Annotated in this window: 16 protein-coding genes; 1 reads left to right on the plus strand and 15 read right to left on the minus strand. The window is 64.0% G+C overall.

The genetic code is table 11. The features are described 5' to 3' along the window. Positions 1 to 29: 29 nt before the first annotated feature. The 7 genes from PSEEN_RS19355 to PSEEN_RS19385 all read right to left on the minus strand — a co-directional run bounded on the left by PSEEN_RS19355 (position 30) and on the right by PSEEN_RS19385 (position 6,133). The gene (locus tag PSEEN_RS19355) at positions 30 to 884 is read right to left on the minus strand and encodes a peptidoglycan DD-metalloendopeptidase family protein (protein ID WP_044488887.1); all 855 of its coding nucleotides are present in this window, start codon (positions 882 to 884) and stop codon (positions 30 to 32) included. Between the two features lie 180 nt (positions 885 to 1,064). Further along, positions 1,065 to 1,703, minus strand: a complete 639-nt coding sequence (locus tag PSEEN_RS19360) for a protein-L-isoaspartate(D-aspartate) O-methyltransferase (protein WP_162042960.1) — start codon at positions 1,701 to 1,703, stop codon at positions 1,065 to 1,067. Between the two features lie 38 nt (positions 1,704 to 1,741). After that, the gene (gene surE, locus PSEEN_RS19365; RefSeq protein ID WP_011535252.1) at positions 1,742 to 2,491 is read right to left on the minus strand and encodes a 5'/3'-nucleotidase SurE; all 750 of its coding nucleotides are present in this window, start codon (positions 2,489 to 2,491) and stop codon (positions 1,742 to 1,744) included. Further along, a complete protein-coding gene (gene truD / locus PSEEN_RS19370; RefSeq protein ID WP_011535253.1) occupies positions 2,479 to 3,537 on the minus strand; it encodes a tRNA pseudouridine(13) synthase TruD in 1,059 nt (352 codons plus the stop codon). The genes surE and truD overlap by 13 nt, the downstream gene beginning before the upstream one ends. Beyond that, a complete protein-coding gene (gene ispF / locus PSEEN_RS19375) occupies positions 3,534 to 4,007 on the minus strand; it encodes a 2-C-methyl-D-erythritol 2,4-cyclodiphosphate synthase (protein WP_011535254.1) in 474 nt (157 codons plus the stop codon). The genes truD and ispF overlap by 4 nt, the downstream gene beginning before the upstream one ends. A 154-nt stretch (positions 4,008 to 4,161) precedes the next feature. Further along, complete coding sequence (gene fghA, locus PSEEN_RS19380; protein ID WP_011535255.1) at positions 4,162 to 5,010, minus strand: S-formylglutathione hydrolase; 849 nt, start codon at positions 5,008 to 5,010, stop codon at positions 4,162 to 4,164. A gap of 10 nt (positions 5,011 to 5,020) precedes the next feature. Beyond that, complete coding sequence (locus tag PSEEN_RS19385) at positions 5,021 to 6,133, minus strand: S-(hydroxymethyl)glutathione dehydrogenase/class III alcohol dehydrogenase (protein ID WP_011535256.1); 1,113 nt, start codon at positions 6,131 to 6,133, stop codon at positions 5,021 to 5,023. Positions 6,134 to 6,241: 108 nt separating this feature from the next. Between PSEEN_RS19385 and PSEEN_RS19390 the strand changes: the two genes are divergently transcribed. Further along, a complete protein-coding gene (locus PSEEN_RS19390) occupies positions 6,242 to 7,144 on the plus strand; it encodes a LysR substrate-binding domain-containing protein (protein ID WP_011535257.1) in 903 nt (300 codons plus the stop codon). 100 nt (positions 7,145 to 7,244) lie between these two features. Here the strand turns inward: PSEEN_RS19390 and ispD are convergent, their stop codons facing one another. From ispD to dnaE, 8 genes are all read right to left on the minus strand, one after another. Continuing rightward, entirely contained in the window at positions 7,245 to 7,952 is a 708-nt protein-coding gene (ispD, locus tag PSEEN_RS19395; RefSeq protein ID WP_011535258.1) for a 2-C-methyl-D-erythritol 4-phosphate cytidylyltransferase, read from the minus strand. After that, complete coding sequence (gene ftsB, locus PSEEN_RS19400) at positions 7,949 to 8,230, minus strand: cell division protein FtsB (RefSeq protein ID WP_011535259.1); 282 nt, start codon at positions 8,228 to 8,230, stop codon at positions 7,949 to 7,951. Before ftsB ends, ispD begins: the two co-directional genes overlap by 4 nt. A 158-nt stretch (positions 8,231 to 8,388) precedes the next feature. Beyond that, positions 8,389 to 9,678: a phosphopyruvate hydratase gene (gene eno, locus PSEEN_RS19405; protein ID WP_011535260.1), complete on the minus strand. Its 1,290-nt coding sequence runs from the start codon at positions 9,676 to 9,678 to the stop codon at positions 8,389 to 8,391. Between the two features lie 152 nt (positions 9,679 to 9,830). Then, the gene (gene kdsA / locus PSEEN_RS19410; RefSeq protein WP_011535261.1) at positions 9,831 to 10,676 is read right to left on the minus strand and encodes a 3-deoxy-8-phosphooctulonate synthase; all 846 of its coding nucleotides are present in this window, start codon (positions 10,674 to 10,676) and stop codon (positions 9,831 to 9,833) included. A gap of 3 nt (positions 10,677 to 10,679) precedes the next feature. Then, a complete protein-coding gene (locus PSEEN_RS19415; RefSeq protein ID WP_011535262.1) occupies positions 10,680 to 12,308 on the minus strand; it encodes a CTP synthase in 1,629 nt (542 codons plus the stop codon). Positions 12,309 to 12,577: 269 nt separating this feature from the next. After that, on the minus strand, positions 12,578 to 13,873 hold the full coding sequence (gene tilS, locus PSEEN_RS19420; protein ID WP_011535263.1) for a tRNA lysidine(34) synthetase TilS: 1,296 nt from the start codon (positions 13,871 to 13,873) through the stop codon (positions 12,578 to 12,580). Positions 13,874 to 13,974: 101 nt separating this feature from the next. Further along, positions 13,975 to 14,922 (minus strand): acetyl-CoA carboxylase carboxyltransferase subunit alpha, encoded by a 948-nt coding sequence (locus tag PSEEN_RS19425; RefSeq protein WP_011535264.1) that lies wholly within the window; start codon positions 14,920 to 14,922, stop codon positions 13,975 to 13,977. A gap of 105 nt (positions 14,923 to 15,027) precedes the next feature. Further along, complete coding sequence (gene dnaE, locus PSEEN_RS19430; RefSeq protein WP_011535265.1) at positions 15,028 to 18,552, minus strand: DNA polymerase III subunit alpha; 3,525 nt, start codon at positions 18,550 to 18,552, stop codon at positions 15,028 to 15,030. Between the last annotated feature and the right edge of the window lie 81 nt (positions 18,553 to 18,633).

The following is an 18,633-nucleotide window of genomic DNA, read 5'->3' on the forward strand; positions in this document are numbered from 1 at the left end:
TACATCCAAGGAACAGGCCGGGACAATGATCAACGGCGTGGCAGGAACTGGAGAGGATCGACGGGTTTGCCCTGGCGGCGAATCTCGAAATGCAGCTTCACCCGATCAGTGCCCGTGGACCCCATTTCTGCGATCGTCTGCCCTGCCTTGACCTGCTGCCCCTCCCGAACCAAAAGCCTGCGGTTGTGACCGTAGGCACTGACGTAGGTATCGCTGTGTTTGATGATGACCAGTTCGCCGTAGCCCCTCAAGCCACTGCCGGCGTAAACCACCGCACCATCAGACGCAGCAAAAACAGGCTGTCCCAAATCACCGGCGATATCAATGCCTTTATTCAAACTACCGTTTGAAGCGAATTTTCCAATCAATACGCCGTTCGCCGGCCATGTCCAACCACCGACGGCGCGCTCTGCGGCGGGCACCTGGGCAACCGTTTGCGAGGTGGAGGATGGCGGCGTGGTCGTGGTTTTTCCGTTTTCGGCAGGTGGTGCGGTGGTCGTGACCGGGCGGCGAATGACGGTGGTCTTGCTCGACGACGATGGACTGCTCACCACGGTGGTGGTGCCACCCGAGGCGCTGCTGAAGCGGATCGGCTGACCGGGGCGAATGGTGTAGGGGGCGGGAATATTGTTGCGCGCAGCGAGTTCCTTGTAGTCCCAGCCATAACGGAAGGCGATGGAGAACAGAGTGTCACCCGGCTTGACGATGTATTGCCCCGAGGTCACGGCCGCGCGCTTGGGTGGCGCGCTGTTGCGGTCGACCACACGGGCGCCGCTCGATCCGGTGCTGGAGCAGCCGGCCAACAGGGTCCCCATGGCCAACGCAATCACCAGAAGCTTCAAACCCGATCGATCCTTGCGCTGCCGAATGACTGTGTGACCCACCCGCGCTCCCCTCATGGTGCCTTTTAACGAAAAAATGAAATGCAATATTGTTGCAATTATAACCGAGCCTCCCTGCTTGGGGTGACCCGGTTTGAACACGACACCCAACAGGCGCCACGCCAGATAGACCAAGGCCAGGCGCAGGAATTCGCTAGCGGCGCAAATATTCCCGTGGCGTGCTCAGGCCAGGGGGCCGTTGAGCAACGGCACGAAGCGCACCGCGCCCAATACACGCCGGGAGAACCCCTGCTCCTCCCGAACGATCAGCATCAGTTGCTGGGTTTCCCCTGCCGGCCCGACCGGGATCACCATGCGCCCACCCGGCGCCAGCTGGTCCAGCAGCGCCTGGGGTACTTCCGGCGCCACTGCGGTGACGATGATGCCGTTGTAGGGCGCCAGCGCTGGCCAGCCTTCGCAACCATCGCCCCAGCGGAACACTACGTTGCGCAGGTTGAGCTCCACCAGGCGCTCCTTGGCACGGTCCTGAAGGACCTTGATGCGCTCCACCGAGAACACCCGCTCCACCAGCTGCGCCAGGATCGCGGTCTGGTAGCCGGAGCCGGTGCCGATCTCCAGCACCTTGTCCAGAGGGCCCGCTTCGAGCAACAGCTCGCTCATGTGGGCGACCATGAAAGGCTGGGAGATGGTCTGGTTATGGCCGATCGGCAGCGCGGTGTCTTCGTAGGCGCGATGCGCCAGGGCCTCGTCGACGAACAGGTGACGTGGCGTTTTGCGAATGACCTCGAGCACCTTGGCGTTGGACACGCCCTCTTCATACAGGCGCTGGATCAACCGCTCCCGCGTGCGCTGGGAGGTCATGCCAATGCCACGGCGCATCAGATCGTCCTGTTCACGCATCAGAGCACGCCCTCCAGCCAGCCATCGAAGCGCTCGAAGGCATCATTGAAGGTGCGATCCAGCTGCAACGGGGTGATCGAGACATAACCCTGCATGACTGCGTGGAAATCGGTGCCCGGCCCACCATCCTCGGCATCACCGGCCACGGCGATCCAGTAGCCCTCCTTGCCGCGTGGGTTGACCACCTTGGTCGGTGCCGCCGCACGTGCCCGATGCCCCAGGCGGGTGAGCTGGATACCCCGGATGTGCTCCAGCGGCAGGTTGGGGATGTTGATATTCAACACCGTGCGCGGTGGCAACTCCAGCCGCGACTGCGCCTCGACCAGGCGGCGGGCGATGTAGGCGGCGGTGGGCAGGTTGTCCGGCAGGCGCGAGAGCAACGAGAACGCCAGTGAAGTGCCGCCGAGGAAGCGGCCTTCGAGTGCGGCGGCGACCGTGCCGGAGTACAGCACGTCATCGCCCAGGTTGGCGCCCAGGTTGATGCCCGACACCACCATGTCGGGGGTGTGCTCGAGCAGGCCGTTGAGCCCCAGGTGCACACAGTCGGTCGGCGTGCCGTTGAGGCTGATGAAGCCGTTGGCCAGCGTCTGCGGATGCAGCGGCCGGTCCAGCGTCAGCGAGCTGCCGGCACCGCTCTTGTCTTGATCCGGGGCAATCACCACGCACTCGGCATGGTCAGCCAGCGCTGCGTGCAGCGCGGCGATGCCAGGTGCGGTAACACCGTCGTCATTCGAAATCAGAATACGCATGGGCTGTCCGTCTGCCCTGCCGGCACCAGATCGACGAGTTCGCGCACCACCACGGTGGCGAAGCATCCGGCCGGAAGGACGAATTCCAGTTGCAGGATATCAGGCTCGGGATAATGCCACGTCAGCCGCCCAATAGGGAGCCGCAGGATGCGCCGTTCGTGATCCATGCCCGCTCGCGCCAGCCATTGGCACAGTTGTGGGTGGCGGGCGCCGACTTCAGTCTCGAGCGCTTGCGGCGTGCCGCCACCAGGCGCCGGCCCTTCGCCCCACAGCGGGCCGGTGGGGTGCAGGTCGAGGATTGCCAGGCGCGGATCGCTGCACTCGGCCTCGCCCGCCGCGAAGAAGCTGCGGCTGTCGGTGAAGGCCAGCAGGTCGCCGACCTGGGCATGCTGCCAGCTGCCATCGGCGACACGCGCCGCCAGCACCTGGTTGAACAGGTAGCTGCGCGCGGCGGAAAGCAGCCGCGAGCGGACATTGCGCTGCTCCGGCAGGGCCTGGCGCGTCGCCCAGTCCAGGGCGTCATGGACATTGCCGCCGGCGTGGCCGAAGCGCTGGGCGCCGAAGTAGTTGGGCACACCTTGCTGCTTGAGCTGTTCAAGACGGGCGTCGAGCGCCGGGTGATCGGCCTGCAACCCGGTCAAGCGTAGGGTGAAGCCATTGGCCGAGTGAGCGCCACGTTGCAGCTTGCGCTGGTGGCGCACCTGCTTGAGCACGCGCAAGGTTTCGTCCTCGGCGCGGGACAGGTCCGGGTCGGCCTTGCCTGGCAGGTGCAGGCTGAACCACTGCCGGGTCAGGGCCTGGCGGTCCTTCAGGCCGGCATAGCTGATCGAGCGCGCTGGCACACCGGCGGCGCGGGCCAGGCGGCGGGCGGCTTCCTCGGTGTTGAGGTCGCGCTTCTCGACCCACAACCACAGGTGCTCGCCCTGGCCGGACAGAGGAATGTCGAGGACTTCATCGACCTGAAAATCCTCGGCGACCGCCTTGAGCACCGCAGTGCCCAACGCGTCGCCCGAGGCACGCGGCCCCAGCAGTTCCAATTCGGTCATGCTGGCAGCAACAGGGCGACCGCATGCACGGCGATGCCCTCCTCGCGTCCGGTGAAGCCCAGTTTCTCTTCGGTGGTGGCCTTGACGTTGACCTGGTCGAGCTCGACCTGCAGGTCGGCGGCAATCTGCTGGCGCATGGTCTCGATATGCGGGGCCATTTTCGGCGCCTGGGCGACGATGGTGGCGTCGACGTTGCCGACCTTCCAACCTTTATTGTCGACGATACCGACCACATGGCGCAGCAGCACACGGCTGTCGGCGCCCTTGAACTGCGGGTCGGTATCGGGGAAATGCTTGCCGATGTCACCCAGCGCCGCGGCACCCAGCAGGGCGTCGCTCAGGGCATGCAGCAACACGTCGCCGTCGGAATGGGCCAGCAGGCCGTATTTGTGGGGGATACGCACCCCGCCCAGGGTAATGAAATCACCGTCGCAGAAGCGGTGGACATCGTAGCCGTGGCCAATACGCATAGAAAAACGCCCTGATTGAGTCAGGGCGTGATTCTACCTGCTTTGCAGGGGCTTGGGCGGATGTGTTTGGGGCTGTACGGGCCTCGTTCGCCGGCAAGCCGGCTCCTACGGGATCCGGTAGGAGCCGGCTTGCCGGCGAACGAGGCCCGTTGGGCTACAGCCTGCCCAACGCCACCGCATGGTGACGCAGGTGCTCATCGATAAAGCTGGCGATGAAGTAGTAGCTATGGTCGTACCCCGGCTGCAGGCGCAGGGTCAGCCGATGCCCGCCCTTGCGCGCCGCCTGTTCCAGCGCCTGTGGCTTGAGCTGTTTTTCCAGGAAGTCGTCACGATCCCCCTGATCCACCAGCAGCGGCGGGCATTCACCGGCCTCGGCCAGCAGCACGCTGGCGTCCCACTCGCGCCAGCGCGAGCGGTCTTCGCCCAGGTAACGGGAGAACGCCTTCTCGCCCCACGGGCAATCCATCGGGTTGCTGATCGGCGAGAAGGCCGACACCGAACGATAACGCCCAGGGTTGCGCAAAGCGCAAACCAGCGCGCCATGGCCGCCCATGGAATGACCGCTGATACTGCGCTGGTCGGAGGCCGGGAAATGCGCCTCGATCAGCGCTGGCAGCTCCTGCACCACATAGTCATGCATGCGGTAGTGCTGCACCCAGGGCTGCTGGGTGGCGTTCAGGTAGAAACCGGCGCCCAGGCCGAAATCCCAGGCGCCCTCCGGATCGCCTGGTACCTGCTCGCCACGCGGGCTGGTGTCCGGCGCGACGATGATCAGCCCAAGCTCGGCGGCCAGGCGCTGGGCACCGGCCTTCTGCATGAAGTTCTCGTCGGTGCAGGTCAGGCCGCTGAGCCAGTACAGCACCGGCAGCGTCTCACCCTGCTCGGCCTGGGGCGGCAGGTAGACGGCGAACACCATGTCGCAGCCCAGCACCTTGGAACTGTGCCGGTAACGCTTGTGCCAGCCGCCGAAGCTTTTCTGGCAAGAGATGTTTTCCAGCGTCATGGCAATGGCCTCAGAAGTGGATCACGCTGCGGATGCTCTTGCCCTCGTGCATCAGGTCGAAGGCCTTGTTGATGTCCTCCAGGCCCATGGTGTGGGTGATGAAGGTATCCAGCGGGATTTCGCCCTTCTCGGACATCTCGACGTAGCTGGGTAGCTCGCTGCGGCCACGCACGCCACCGAAGGCCGAACCGCGCCAGACGCGGCCGGTGACCAGCTGGAACGGACGGGTGGCGATTTCCTGGCCGGCACCGGCCACACCGATGATCACCGACTCGCCCCAACCCTTGTGGCAGCACTCCAGCGCCGCACGCATCAGCTGGACGTTGCCCACGCACTCGAAGGAGAAGTCCACGCCACCGTCGGTCAGGTCGACGATGACCTCCTGGATCGGGCGGTCGTAGTCCTTCGGGTTGACGCAATCGGTGGCCCCCAACTGACGGGCGATCTCGAACTTGCCCGGGTTGATATCCACGGCAATGATGCGCGAGGCCTTGGCCTTGACCGCGCCGATGATCGCCGACAGGCCGATGCCGCCCAGGCCGAAGATGGCGACAGTGTCACCGGCCTTGACCTTGGCGGTGTTGAGCACCGCGCCGATACCCGTGGTCACGCCGCAACCGAGCAGGCAGACCTTCTCCAGCGGCGCTTGCTTCTGGATCTTGGCCACGGAGATTTCCGGCAGCACGGTGTACTCGGAGAAGGTCGAGGTACCCATGTAGTGGAACAGCTGCTGGCCCTTGTAACTGAAACGGGTGGTGCCGTCGGGCATCAGGCCCTTGCCCTGGGTGGCGCGGATGGCCTGGCACAGGTTGGTCTTGCCGGAGCGGCAGAATTTGCACTGGCCGCACTCCGGGGTGTACAGCGGGATCACGTGATCGCCGACTGCCACCGAGGTCACACCCTCGCCGATCGCCTCGACGATTGCGCCGCCCTCATGGCCGAGGATCGACGGGAAGATGCCTTCCGGGTCGGCACCGGACAATGTGTAGGCGTCGGTGTGGCATACGCCGGAGGCCACCACGCGCAGCAGCACCTCGCCAGCCTTGGGCATGGCCACGTCCACTTCGACGATTTCCAGGGGTTTCTTGGCCTCGAAGGCTACGGCAGCGCGGGACTTGATCATCAAAGGTCTCCAGACAGAGTGTCGATTAGTGCCTTGCAGTGTAATTCACCCTGATTTGATTAATAATCTGGTCACTCACAAAACATTATTGCCATGCAGGGATAATCCATGAGCAGCCGCTGGGAAGGCATCGACGAATTCGTGGCCGTGGCCGAGTCGGGCCAGTTCACCGCAGCAGCCGAACGCCTGGGGGTTTCCTCGTCGCATATCAGCCGGCAGATCGCCCGCCTGGAAGAGCGTCTGCAGACCCGCCTGCTGTACCGCAGCACACGGCGGGTGACCCTGAGCGAGGCCGGGCAGACCTTCCTGCAACATTGCCAGCGCCTGCAGGATGGCCGGGAGGAAGCGCTGCGTGCCATGGGCGACCTGGCCAGTGAACCCAAGGGGCTGCTGCGCATGACGTGCGCCGTGGCCTATGGCGAGCGCTTCATCGTGCCGCTGGTGACGCGCTTCATGGCGTTGTACCCACAGTTGCGGGTTGAGGTGGAGCTGAGCAACCGTACGCTGGACCTGTTGCATGAGGGCATGGATTTGGCCATTCGCCTGGGCCGCCTGCAGGATTCGCGGCTGGTGGCGACACGCCTGGCGCCACGGCGCATGTACCTGTGCGCCTCGCCAGCTTATCTGGAACGCTACGGGCGGCCCCACAGCCTGTCTGAGCTGGCGCGGCACAACTGCCTGGTCGGCAGTTCCGACCTGTGGGCGCTGCAGCAGGATGGCCGCGAGATCAGCCAACGGGTGCAGGGCAACTGGCGCTGTAACAGTGGGCAGGCGGTGCTGGATGCGGCATTGCAAGGGATGGGGTTGTGCCAGTTGCCGGACTATTACGTGCTCGAGCATCTGAACACGGGTGCGCTGGTGTCTTTGCTTGAAGGGCACCAGCCACCGAACACGGCGGTGTGGGCGCTGTATCCGCAGCAGCGGCACCTGTCGCCGAAGGTGCGCAGGCTGGTGGATCACCTGAAGGAGGGATTGGCGCAGTTGCCCGAGTACCGTTCCACGCCCCTGTAGGAGCGGCTTTAGCCGCGATGCAGGCAACGCGGTTCTGGCACCCGCTTCGCGGGTGATCGCGGCTGAAGCCGCTCCTACAGGGATGGAGCCAGACAGGTGCTTAGCGGCGACCAGACCAGCGCTGGCGCAACCACTCCAGGTCTTCCGGCCGGGTCACCTTGATGTTGTCACTGCGCCCTTCGACCAGGCGCGGCGCATGGCCGGCCCATTCGATGGCCGAGGACTCGTCGGTAACGGCCACGTCCGACACCAGGCACTCGGCCAGCGCCCGGTGCAGCATACCGAGGCGGAACATCTGTGGCGTGTAGGCCTGCCAGACGGTGCTGCGATCGACAGTGGCAGCCACGCGGCCATCGGCGCCGGCACGCTTGAGCGTGTCCCGCGCAGGCACCGCCAGCAATCCACCGACAGGATCATCAGCAAGCTCGGACAACAACTTGTCCAGGTCGCTACGTGCCAGGTTGGGGCGCGCCGCATCGTGCACCAGCACCCAGTCATCATCAGACGCCCCCTGGGCGTGCAGCAGCAACAAGGCATTGAGCACCGAGTCGGCGCGCTCGCGGCCACCCGGCGCGCGTTGAATGCGCAGATCGCTGGCACAACGCAGGCCTGGCCAGTACGGATCGTCTTCGGCAATGCTGACCACCACGCCCTTGAGCGCGGAATGATCGAGGAAACAGTCGAGGCTATGCTCGAGGATGGTCTGCCCGCCCAGTTGCAGGTACTGCTTGGGACGGTCGGCAGCCATGCGGGCACCAATGCCCGCGGCGGGAATCACGGCCCAGAAGGCCGGCAGTACAGTCGTCATTTCTGCGGCAGCTGGTAGAGGGTTTCACCCTCCTTGACCATCCCCAGTTCATGACGAGCCCGTTCTTCCACGGTCTCCATACCTTTCTTCAACTCCAGGACTTCAGCGTCGAGCACGCGATTACGCTCCAGCAGCCGTTCGTTCTCCGCATGCTGGTCGGCGATCTGCTGCTTGAGTTCGGTCACTTGCGCCAGGCTGCCATTACCCACCCAAAGGCGATATTGCAGGCCACCGAGCAGCAGGAGCAGGACGAGGAACAACCAATAGGGACTGCGCATGAAGATATCCAGGGTAGAAAAGGCCGCCGCAGCGAGCTTCCGATAGCACGAAGCCTGGCCGAGGCCAGGCTTCGTCGACAGAAACCGGTTGGAGACAACCGAACGATCAGAGCGAACGTTCAGCCGGCCCCGGCTGCTGCCTTTTTACCATCTCTTGCTCAGCCGCGAAACTCGGCACGACCGCGATATACGGCCTTGGCGCCCAGTTGCTCTTCGATGCGCAGCAGTTGGTTGTACTTGCTGACGCGGTCGGAACGGCACAGCGAACCGGTCTTGATCTGGCCGGCAGCGGTACCCACGGCCAGGTCGGCGATGGTCGAGTCCTCGGTTTCACCGGAACGGTGCGAGATCACCGCGGTGTAGCCAGCGGCCTTGGCCATCTGGATGGCTTCCAGGGTCTCGGTCAGCGAGCCGATCTGGTTGAACTTGATCAGGATCGAGTTGCCGATGCCTTTCTCGATGCCTTCTTTCAGGATCTTGGTGTTGGTGACGAACAGGTCGTCGCCCACCAGCTGGACCTTCTCGCCGATCTTGTCGGTCAGGATCTTCCAGCCCGCCCAGTCGGACTCGTCCAGGCCGTCTTCGATCGAGATGATAGGGAAGCGCTCGGTCAGGCCTTTCAGGTAGTCGGCAAAGCCTTCGGCGTCGAACGACTTGCCTTCGCCGGACAGGTTGTACTTGCCGTCTTCGTAGAACTCGGAAGCTGCGCAGTCCAGGGCCAGGGTGACGTCGGTGCCGAGCTTGTAGCCGGCTTTCTCGACAGCTTCGGCGATGGCGCCCAGGGCGTCTTCGTTGGAGGCCAGGTTCGGGGCGAAGCCACCTTCGTCACCGACGGCGGTGTTCAGGCCACGGGCCTTCAGCACGGCTTTGAGGTGGTGGAAGATCTCGGTGCCCATGCGCAGGCCGTCGGAGAAGGTCTTGGCGCCAACCGGCTGCACCATGAACTCCTGGATGTCGACGTTGTTGTCGGCGTGCTCGCCGCCGTTGATGATGTTCATCATCGGAACCGGCATCGAGTACTGGCCCGGGGTGCCGTTCAGGTTGGCGATGTGGGCGTACAGTGGCAGGTCCAGGTCCTGGGCCGCGGCCTTGGCGGCGGCCAGCGACACGGCCAGGATGGCGTTGGCGCCCAGCTTGGCCTTGTTCTCGGTACCGTCCAGCTCGATCATGGCGCGGTCCAGGGCTTTCTGGTCAGCCGGGTCCTTGCCCAGCAGCAGGTCGCGGATCGGGCCGTTGATGTTGGCGACGGCCTTCAGCACGCCCTTGCCCAGGTAACGGCTCTTGTCGCCATCACGCAGCTCCAGCGCTTCGCGCGAGCCAGTGGAAGCACCCGACGGCGCGCAAGCGCTGCCGATGATGCCGTTGTCGAGCAGTACATCGGCTTCCACGGTGGGGTTGCCACGCGAATCGAGAACTTCACGACCTTTGATGTCGACGATCTTTGCCATTGTTGTAAGCACTCCAGAATTGACGAAAACAACGCAGCTTTGGGAATTCTTGCCGTTCACCAGGCGACATGGCACGGGCAGGCCTGGCGAAGGGAGCCCCTGACCGAAAGGTCAGGGGTGGAACGGGCGGTACTTTACCCGAGAAACGAGCTTTACGCGGTTTCTACCGTCGGAAAACTTTTCACCAGGTCGTCCAGTTGCTTCAGTTGCGCCAGGAACGGCTCCAGCTTGTCCAGGCGCAGCGCGCACGGGCCGTCGCACTTGGCGTTGTCCGGGTCCGGGTGGGCCTCGAGGAACAGGCCCGCCAGGCCCTGGCTCATGCCGGCCTTGGCGAGATCGGTGACCTGGGCGCGGCGCCCGCCGGCGGAGTCGGCGCGACCACCCGGCGTTTGCAGCGAGTGGGTCACGTCGAAGAACACCGGGTACTCGAACTGCTTCATGATGCCGAAGCCGAGCATGTCCACGACCAGGTTGTTGTAGCCGAAGCTCGAACCGCGCTCGCACAGGATGAGCTGGTCGTTGCCGGCCTCGACGCACTTGGCGAGGATGTGCTTCATCTCGTGGGGCGCCAGGAACTGCGCCTTCTTGATGTTGATCACAGCGCCGGTCTTGGCCATCGCCACGACCAGGTCGGTCTGGCGCGACAGGAAGGCCGGCAGCTGGATGATGTCGCACACTTGAGCGACCGGCTCGCACTGGTAGGGCTCGTGCACATCGGTGATCACCGGCACGTTGAAGGTGCGCTTGATCTCCTCGAAGATCTTCAGGCCCTCTTCCATGCCCGGGCCGCGGTACGAGTTGACCGACGAACGGTTGGCCTTGTCGAAGCTGGCCTTGAACACGTACGGGATGCCGAGCTTCTCGGTCACCCGCACGTACTCCTCGCAGACCTTCAGGGCCAGGTCACGGGACTCCAGGACGTTCATGCCGCCGAACAGGACGAACGGCTTGTCGTTGGCGATCTCGATGTTACCGACGCGAATGATCTTCTGAGTCATGGATCAGGCCTTGTTCTTCTGTGCCAGGGCTGCCTTGACGAAACCGCTGAACAGCGGGTGACCGTCACGTGGCGTGGAGGTGAACTCCGGGTGGAACTGGCAAGCGACGAACCATGGGTGGTCCTTCGACTCGACCACTTCGACCAGCGCACCGTCTTCGGAGCGGCCGGAAACCACCAGGCCGGCATCCATCAGCTGCGGCAGCAGGTTGTTGTTGACTTCGTAGCGGTGACGGTGACGCTCGGTGATCACGTCCTTGCCGTAGCAGTCGTGGACCTTGGAGCCGGCAACGATCTGGCAGTCCTGCGCGCCCAGGCGCATGGTGCCGCCCAGGTCGGAAGCTTCGGTACGGGTTTCGACCGCGCCGGTGGCATCGGCCCACTCGGTGATCAGGCCGACGACTGGGTGGCCGCTGTTGCGATCGAACTCGGTGGAGTTGGCGTCTTTCCAGCCCATGACGTTACGGGCGAACTCGATCACGGCCACCTGCATGCCCAGGCAGATGCCCAGGTACGGGACCTTGTTCTCACGGGCGTATTGCACCGCGGTGATCTTGCCTTCCACACCGCGCAGGCCGAAACCGCCCGGGACCAGGATGGCGTCGGCGCCTTCCAGCAGGCTGGTGCCCTGGTTCTCGATGTCTTCGGAGTCGATGTAGCGCAGGTTGACCTTGGTGCGGTTGGTGATGCCGGCGTGGCTCATCGCTTCGATCAGCGACTTGTACGCGTCCAGCAGCTCCATGTACTTGCCAACCATGGCAATGGTCACTTCCTGCTCAGGGTTGAGCTTGGCGTCGACGACCTTGTCCCACTCGGACAGGTCGGCGCTGTTGCATTGCAAGCCGAAGCGCTCGACGACGAAGTCGTCCAGGCCTTGTGCGTGCAGCACGCCAGGAATCTTGTAGATGGTGTCGACGTCTTCCAGCGAAATCACCGCACGCTCTTCGACGTTGGTGAACAACGCGATCTTGCGACGCGACGAAGCGTCGACCGGGTGGTCGGAGCGGCAGATCAGCACGTCAGGCTGCAGGCCGATGGAGCGCAGCTCCTTGACCGAGTGCTGAGTCGGCTTGGTCTTGGTCTCGCCAGCGGTGGCGATATACGGAACCAGCGTCAGGTGCATCAGCATGGCGCGCTTGGAGCCCACTTCGACGCGCAGCTGGCGGATGGCCTCGAGGAACGGTTGCGACTCGATGTCGCCCACGGTGCCGCCGATCTCGACCAGCGCGACGTCGGCGTCACCGGCGCCCTTGATGATGCGGCGCTTGATTTCGTCGGTGATGTGCGGGATGACCTGGATGGTCGCGCCCAGGTAGTCACCACGGCGTTCTTTACGCAGCACGTGCTCGTAGATGCGGCCGGTGGTGAAGTTGTTGTTCTGGGTCATCGTGGTGCGGATGAACCGCTCGTAGTGGCCCAGGTCGAGGTCGGTCTCGGCGCCGTCGTGGGTGACGAACACTTCACCGTGCTGGAACGGGCTCATGGTACCCGGGTCGACGTTGATGTACGGGTCCAGCTTGAGCATGGTGACCTTGAGCCCCCGCGCTTCCAGGATGGCCGCCAGGGAAGCCGAGGCAATGCCTTTCCCCAATGAAGAAACAACACCGCCCGTGACGAATATGTAGCGCGTCATGAAAAACCCTAGAAGTCTGCGTTAAGGCGGCATGGGCCGCCGGAGAAAGCGAAGGAAGGCCGAAGCCCCCGATCACCTGCGTCAATCACAGTGCATCTCGAACAACTGCCGCGTCTGTACAGACCGGGGGTATCCCCGGCATGGAGCTCGCTCGTCATTTTAAGAATCAGCCCAGCAAAAAACTGCTTGGTAATCGGCAACCTCTGTGTTTTCGCGGAACCCACAGAAGCTGTATCAAGAAGGGAGGGTAGTCTACCCGAATGTACCCTTCAGCTCAAACCTTGCACGTTCGTCGGTGGTTGCCAGTGCAACTGCCAATCGGCCTGCGTCAGTCCGGGCAGGTTGGCCACCGCCAGCAATTGCTCGCCGCGATACAGCAGCGGCAGGCGTGGGCGCACGAAGTGCGGCACCTGCAGCTCGTTGAGCAGGCGTTTGAGATCGCGCCGGCCGCGGTCGGGCACCTGCACGACCTCGCCGCCCTGGCGGTAGCGGATACGCAGGCCTTCCCCCACCTGGCCGGGTGCCAGGTGGACGCTGCCATTGCCCGGCAGGATCAGGGGCTGGGCGCTGTCCGGCCAGGGCTGTTCACCCGACACGTCGGCCAACCAGTCGCCACTCAACCACCAGATCCGCCCATGGCTGCGGTGCAGTTCGCCATCGGCCAGGCGCCAGATCGGAGAGGCATCGGGGGCGGCATCGCGCAGGTCGTTCCAGCCGGCCCAGTGGCGGCTGTCAGGCAGGCGGGAACGCTGGCCGAGCCAGAATTGCAGGGCATTGCGCTGGCGGGCCGGTGAAAGTGCCGCCAGCGACTCAAGACTCAGGGAGTCCAGCCCCAACCAGGGCAGCGGCGCATTGTCGCAGGCACACGCCAGGTCGCTGGCGGCCAATTCATCCAGCAGCCCCAACGCCTCGCCCAGGTGCTCGGCGCTGCGCGCCAGGTTGGCCTCGGCCTGGGGCCAGCGACTGCGTAACAGCGGGAACACCTCGCCACGCAGGAAGTTGCGGGCGAAGGCCGTGTCGCGGTTGGAGGGGTCGTCGACCCACACTAGGCCGTGAGCCTCGGCATAGGCCTGCAACCGCTGGCGCGACAGCCCCAGCATCGGCCGCACCAGCCCCCCCCGACCCAGCACCCGGTGTACCGGCATGGCAGACAATCCGCGCAGGCCTGCGCCGCGCAGCAGGCGAAAGAGCAAGGTCTCGGCCTGATCGTCGCGGTGCTGGCCGGTGAACAGCACATCACCAGGATTGAGCAATTGTTCGAAAGCGCCGTAGCGGGCATTGCGCGCGGCCTGTTCGAGGCTGGCGCCGGGAGCTACCTGGACAGGGATCACGTCGAGTTCGATACCCAGGGCAGCACACACCGCTCGGCAGTGATCGGGCCAGGCATCGGCGGCGGCTTGCAGGCCGTGATGAACATGGATGGCGCGCAAGGGCGGCGCAGGATGGTGCCGGGCGTAGTCGGCAAGCAGGTGCAGGAGGACAGTGGAATCCAAGCCGCCGGAGAAGGCGACATACCAGGCGGGGGCGGTGAGCCAGGGAGAGAGCTGGGGGGTGAGGTTGATCATCAGTGCCTCACTGGCCTTGCGCCTGGTTCGCCGGCAAGCCGGCTCCTACAAGGTCTGCGCAATCTTGTAGGAGCCGGCTTGCCGGCGAACGGGCCGCTGAATCAGATGCCGTAGCTCATCAGGCGATCGTAACGGCGCTTGAGCAGCGTGTCGTTGTCGAGCTTGCCGAGCATGTCCAGCTGTTCGATCAAGTCGGCGCGAACGTTCGCCGCCATCTTCGCCGGGTCACGGTGGGCGCCGCCCAGCGGCTCCTGGATGACCTTGTCGACGATGTTCAGGCTCTTCAGGCGCTCGGCGGTGATGCCCATGGCTTCAGCCGCATCGGCGGCCTTGTCGGCGGTCTTCCACAGGATCGAGGCGCAACCTTCCGGCGAGATCACCGAGTAGGTGGAGTACTGCAGCATGTTCAGCTGGTCGCACACGCCAATGGCCAGTGCGCCGCCGGAACCACCCTCACCGATCACGGTGGCGATGATTGGCGTTTTCAGGCGCGCCATCACACGCAGGTTCCAGGCAATGGCCTCGCTCTGGTTGCGCTCTTCGGCGTCGATGCCCGGGTAGGCGCCCGGCGTATCGATGAAGGTCAGGATCGGCATCTTGAAGCGCTCGGCCATTTCCATCAGGCGGCAAGCCTTGCGGTAGCCCTCAGGGCGCGGCATGCCGAAGTTGCGGCGGACCTTTTCACGTACTTCGCGGCCTTTCTGGTGACCGATGACCATGACCGGCTTGTCGTTCAGGCGCGCGGTGCCACCAACGATCGCGGCGTCGTCGGAGAAGTGACGGTCGCCGTGCAGCTCTTCGAACTCGGTGAAGATGTGTTCGATGTAGTCGAGGGTGTACGGGCGGCGCGGGTGACGGGCCAGGCGGGCAATCTGCCAGCTGGTCAGGTTGCCGAAGATGCTCTCGGTCAGGGTGCTGCTCTTGTCCTGCAGACGGGCAATTTCATCGCTGATGTTCAGCGAGTTGTCGTTGCCCACCAGGCGCAGCTCTTCGATCTTGGCTTGCAGGTCGGCAATCGGCTGTTCGAAATCGAGGAAATTCGGGTTCATAGGCTTCCGTCTTGGGTCTACGGCCAGGCGGCCGGCCGGTTGATCCGTTTGGCGCCCTACCTTAAGGGATCAGGCGCATAAAGGTCGAGATTAAAATGCGTCGTTTCAACGGTATTGCAGGAAGACGTTCTCACGCCCGAACTGGTCACGCAGTGCCTGAATCAGGCCGTCGGCCGGGTCGATGGACCACTGGTCGCCGAACTGCAGCATGGCCTTGGCATCGCTGCCGGTGTACTCCAGGGTGATCGGGCAGCCACCGCGATGGCGGTTGATCAGCTCGCCCAGCCAGCTGAGGCGGTCACCCTTGAGTGCCTCGTGGCTGAGCTTCAGGCGCAGGCTCTCGGCCAGCTTGGTGCGTGCATCCTCCATGGTCATCACCGTCTTGACCCGCAGGCGCAGGCCACCGGAGAAGTCGTCGTTGCTGACCTCCCCCTCCACCACCACCATGGCGTCGGTCTGCAACAGGGCCTGGGCGGCCATGAAGGCGTCGGCGAACAGCGAGGCCTCGATACGCCCGGAGCGGTCGTCGAGCGTGACGAAGCCCATCTTGTCGCCTTTCTTGTTCTTCATCACCCGCAGGGCAATGATCATGCCGGCAATGGTTTGGGTGTCGCGCGCCGGCTTCAGGTCGACGATACGCTGGCGGGCGAAGCGACGGATCTCGGTTTCGTATTCGTCTATAGGGTGACCGGTCAGGTACAGGCCAAGGGTGTCCTTTTCACCCTTGAGGCGCTCTTTGAGTGTCAGCTCGCGTACCTTGCGATGGTTGGCGTAGACGTCCACATCCGCCTCGTCGAACATGCTCCCGAACAGGTCGACGTGGCCACTGTCCGCGGTATGCGCGGCCTGCTCGGCAGCCTTGACAGCCTCGCCAAGCGCCGACAGCAAGGTCGCGCGATTGATGTCGATGTTGGCCTGATAGGCCTTGATCTCGTCATGGAAGTGCGGCCCCAAGCGGTCCAGTGCACCACTGCGGATCAGCGCATCGAGGGTGCGCTTGTTGACGCGCTTGAGATCGATCCGCTCGCAGAAGTCGAACAGGTCCTTGAACGGGCCACCCTGGGCACGGGCCTCGACAATGGCCTCGACCGGCCCCTCGCCCACGCCCTTGATCGCGCCCAGGCCATAGACAATGCGGCCTTCGTCGTTGACGGTGAACTTGAAGTCGGAGAAGTTCACGTCCGGCGCGTCGAGGCGCAGCTTCATGCTGCGCACTTCCTCGACCAGCACCACCACCTTGTCGGTGTTGTGCATATCCGCCGACAGTACCGCGGCCATGAACGGCGCCGGGTAATGGGTCTTCAGCCAGGCCGTCTGGTACGACACCAGGCCGTAGGCGGCGGAGTGGGATTTGTTGAAGCCGTAGCCGGCGAACTTCTCCACCAGGTCGAAGATGTTGCCCGCCAAGTCCGCGTCGATATTGTTGGCCACGCAACCTTCGATGAAGCCACCGCGCTGCTTGGCCATTTCCTCGGGTTTTTTCTTACCCATGGCGCGACGCAGCATGTCCGCGCCACCGAGCGTGTAGCCCGCCATCACCTGGGCAATCTGCATCACCTGTTCCTGGTACAGGATGATGCCGTAAGTGGGTGCCAGGACCGGCTTGAGCCCCTCGTACTGGTAGTCCGAGTGCGGGTAGGCCAGCTCGGCGCGGCCGTGCTTGCGGTTGATGAAGTCGTCCACCATGCCCGATTGCAGCGGGCCCGGGCGGAACAGTGCCACCAGTGCGATAAGGTCTTCCAGGCAGTCGGGCTTGAGCTTCTTGATCAGCTCCTTCATGCCACGGGATTCGAGCTGGAACACGGCCGTGGTCTCGGCCTTTTGCAGCAGCTCGTAGGTCTTGCGGTCATCCAGCGGGATGAAGTCGATGTTGACGTCAGGCAGATTGTTCTTTTTCTGCTCGCGGTTGATGATCTCCATCGCCCACTTGATGATCGTCAGCGTACGCAGGCCCAGGAAGTCGAACTTCACCAGGCCCGCGGCCTCGACGTCATCCTTGTCGAACTGGGTCACCAGGCCGCCGCCCTCTTCGTCACAGGCGATCGGCGAGAAGTCGGTAAGCTTGGTCGGCGCGATCACCACGCCACCGGCGTGCTTGCCGGTACCACGGGTGACCCCCTCGAGCTTGAGCGCCATGTCCCAGATCTCGCGGCCGTCCTCGTCGCTTTTGAGGAAGTCGCGCAGGATCTCTTCCTGCTCGTAGGCTTTCTCCAGGGTCATGCCCACTTCGAAGGGGATCATCTTCGACAGGCGGTCGGCCAGGCCGTAGGACTTGCCCTGCACCCGCGCCACGTCGCGCACCACCGCCTTGGCGGCCATGGTGCCGAAGGTGATGATCTGGCTCACCGCGTTACGGCCATAGGCCTCGGCGACGTAGTCGATCACCCGGTCGCGGCCGTCCATGCAGAAGTCGACGTCGAAGTCGGGCATGGAAATACGTTCAGGGTTGAGGAAACGTTCGAACAGCAGGTCGTAGGCCAGCGGGTCGAGGTCGGTGATCTTCAGTACGTAGGCCACCAGCGAGCCGGCACCCGAGCCTCGGCCCGGCCCGACCGGCACGTCGTTGTTCTTGGCCCACTTGATGAAGTCCATAACGATCAGGAAGTAACCGGGGAAGCCCATCTGGATGATGATGTCCAGCTCGAACTTCAGGCGGTCAAGGTAGACCTGGCGCTTCTCTTCGTAATTCGGTGTGGTCTCTTTCGGCCACAGTACCGCCAGGCGCTCTTCCAGGCCTTCGTGGGAGACATGGCGCAAGTAATCATCGATACCCATGCCATTAGGCGTGGGGAAGTCGGGGAGGAAGTACTTGCCCAACTGCACCGTGATGTTGCAGCGCTTGGCGATTTCCACGGTGTTGGCAATTGCGTCGGGCAGGTCGCTGAACAGCTCTGCCATTTCCTCGGCCGACTTCAGGTACTGCTGGTCGCTATAGCCACGCGGGCGGCGCGGGTCATCGAGGGTCCAGCCCTCGCCGATGCAAACCCGGGTCTCGTGGGCGTCGAAGTCCGACTGTTTGACGAAACGCACGTCGTTGGTCGCCACCAGCGGCGCGCCGAACTGGTCGGCCAGCGCGACGGCGGCGTGCACATACTCCTCATCGCCGGCGCGGTTGGTGCGCTGCACCTCGACGTAGAAGCGCTCCGGGAACATGCCCATCCAGTCACCGAGCAGCACCTCGGCTTCAGCCTGGCGACCGGCCATCAAGGCCATGCCGATATCGCCCTCCTTGCCCGCGGACAGGGCGATCAACCCCTCGCTCGCCGGGGCGATCCAGTCGCGCTGGATGATCACCAGGCCGTTGCGCTGGCCATCGGTCCAGCCGCGCGAGATCAGTTCGGTGAGGTTGCGATAGCCCTTGGGGTTCATGGCCAGGAAGCAGATGCGCGACAGCGGCGCCTCGGAGTCGGCCCCGGCCAGCCACAGGTCGGCGCCGCAGATCGGCTTGATCCCGGCGCCCATGGCGGTCTTGTAGAACTTCACCAGCGAGCACATGTTGCTCTGGTCGGTGATCGCCACCGCCGGCATGTTCATCCCGGCCAGGGCCTTGGCCAGCGGCTTGATCCGCACCAGGCCGTCGACCAGGGAGAATTCGGAGTGCACGCGAAGGTGAACGAAGGAGACCGACATGGAGGATCCTGTAGCAGAGCTGAACGACAAGGGCGGGATTGTAGCGCAAATGGCGGTGGGTTTCGGGCCACGCCGTGGCCC

Origin of the sequence: Pseudomonas entomophila L48 (genome assembly GCF_000026105.1) — a bacterium.
Taxonomy (GTDB): domain Bacteria; phylum Pseudomonadota; class Gammaproteobacteria; order Pseudomonadales; family Pseudomonadaceae; genus Aquipseudomonas; species Aquipseudomonas entomophila.

Excerpts from the sequence above, each read along its gene's own strand:
- PSEEN_RS19360 (WP_162042960.1), bottom strand. The coding sequence starts at position 1,703 with ATGACCTCCCAGCGCACGCGGGAGCGGTTGATCCAGCGCCTGTATGAA.
- surE (WP_011535252.1), bottom strand. The coding sequence starts at position 2,491 with ATGCGTATTCTGATTTCGAATGACGACGGTGTTACCGCACCTGGCATC.
- truD (WP_011535253.1), bottom strand. The coding sequence starts at position 3,537 with ATGACCGAATTGGAACTGCTGGGGCCGCGTGCCTCGGGCGACGCGTTG.
- ispF (WP_011535254.1), bottom strand. The coding sequence starts at position 4,007 with ATGCGTATTGGCCACGGCTACGATGTCCACCGCTTCTGCGACGGTGAT.
- fghA (WP_011535255.1), bottom strand. The coding sequence starts at position 5,010 with ATGACGCTGGAAAACATCTCTTGCCAGAAAAGCTTCGGCGGCTGGCAC.
- PSEEN_RS19385 (WP_011535256.1), bottom strand. The coding sequence starts at position 6,133 with ATGATCAAGTCCCGCGCTGCCGTAGCCTTCGAGGCCAAGAAACCCCTG.
- PSEEN_RS19390 (WP_011535257.1), top strand. The coding sequence starts at position 6,242 with ATGAGCAGCCGCTGGGAAGGCATCGACGAATTCGTGGCCGTGGCCGAG.
- ispD (WP_011535258.1), bottom strand. The coding sequence starts at position 7,952 with ATGACGACTGTACTGCCGGCCTTCTGGGCCGTGATTCCCGCCGCGGGC.
- ftsB (WP_011535259.1), bottom strand. The coding sequence starts at position 8,230 with ATGCGCAGTCCCTATTGGTTGTTCCTCGTCCTGCTCCTGCTGCTCGGT.
- eno (WP_011535260.1), bottom strand. The coding sequence starts at position 9,678 with ATGGCAAAGATCGTCGACATCAAAGGTCGTGAAGTTCTCGATTCGCGT.
- kdsA (WP_011535261.1), bottom strand. The coding sequence starts at position 10,676 with ATGACTCAGAAGATCATTCGCGTCGGTAACATCGAGATCGCCAACGAC.
- PSEEN_RS19415 (WP_011535262.1), bottom strand. The coding sequence starts at position 12,308 with ATGACGCGCTACATATTCGTCACGGGCGGTGTTGTTTCTTCATTGGGG.
- tilS (WP_011535263.1), bottom strand. The coding sequence starts at position 13,873 with ATGATCAACCTCACCCCCCAGCTCTCTCCCTGGCTCACCGCCCCCGCC.
- PSEEN_RS19425 (WP_011535264.1), bottom strand. The coding sequence starts at position 14,922 with ATGAACCCGAATTTCCTCGATTTCGAACAGCCGATTGCCGACCTGCAA.
- dnaE (WP_011535265.1), bottom strand. The coding sequence starts at position 18,552 with ATGTCGGTCTCCTTCGTTCACCTTCGCGTGCACTCCGAATTCTCCCTG.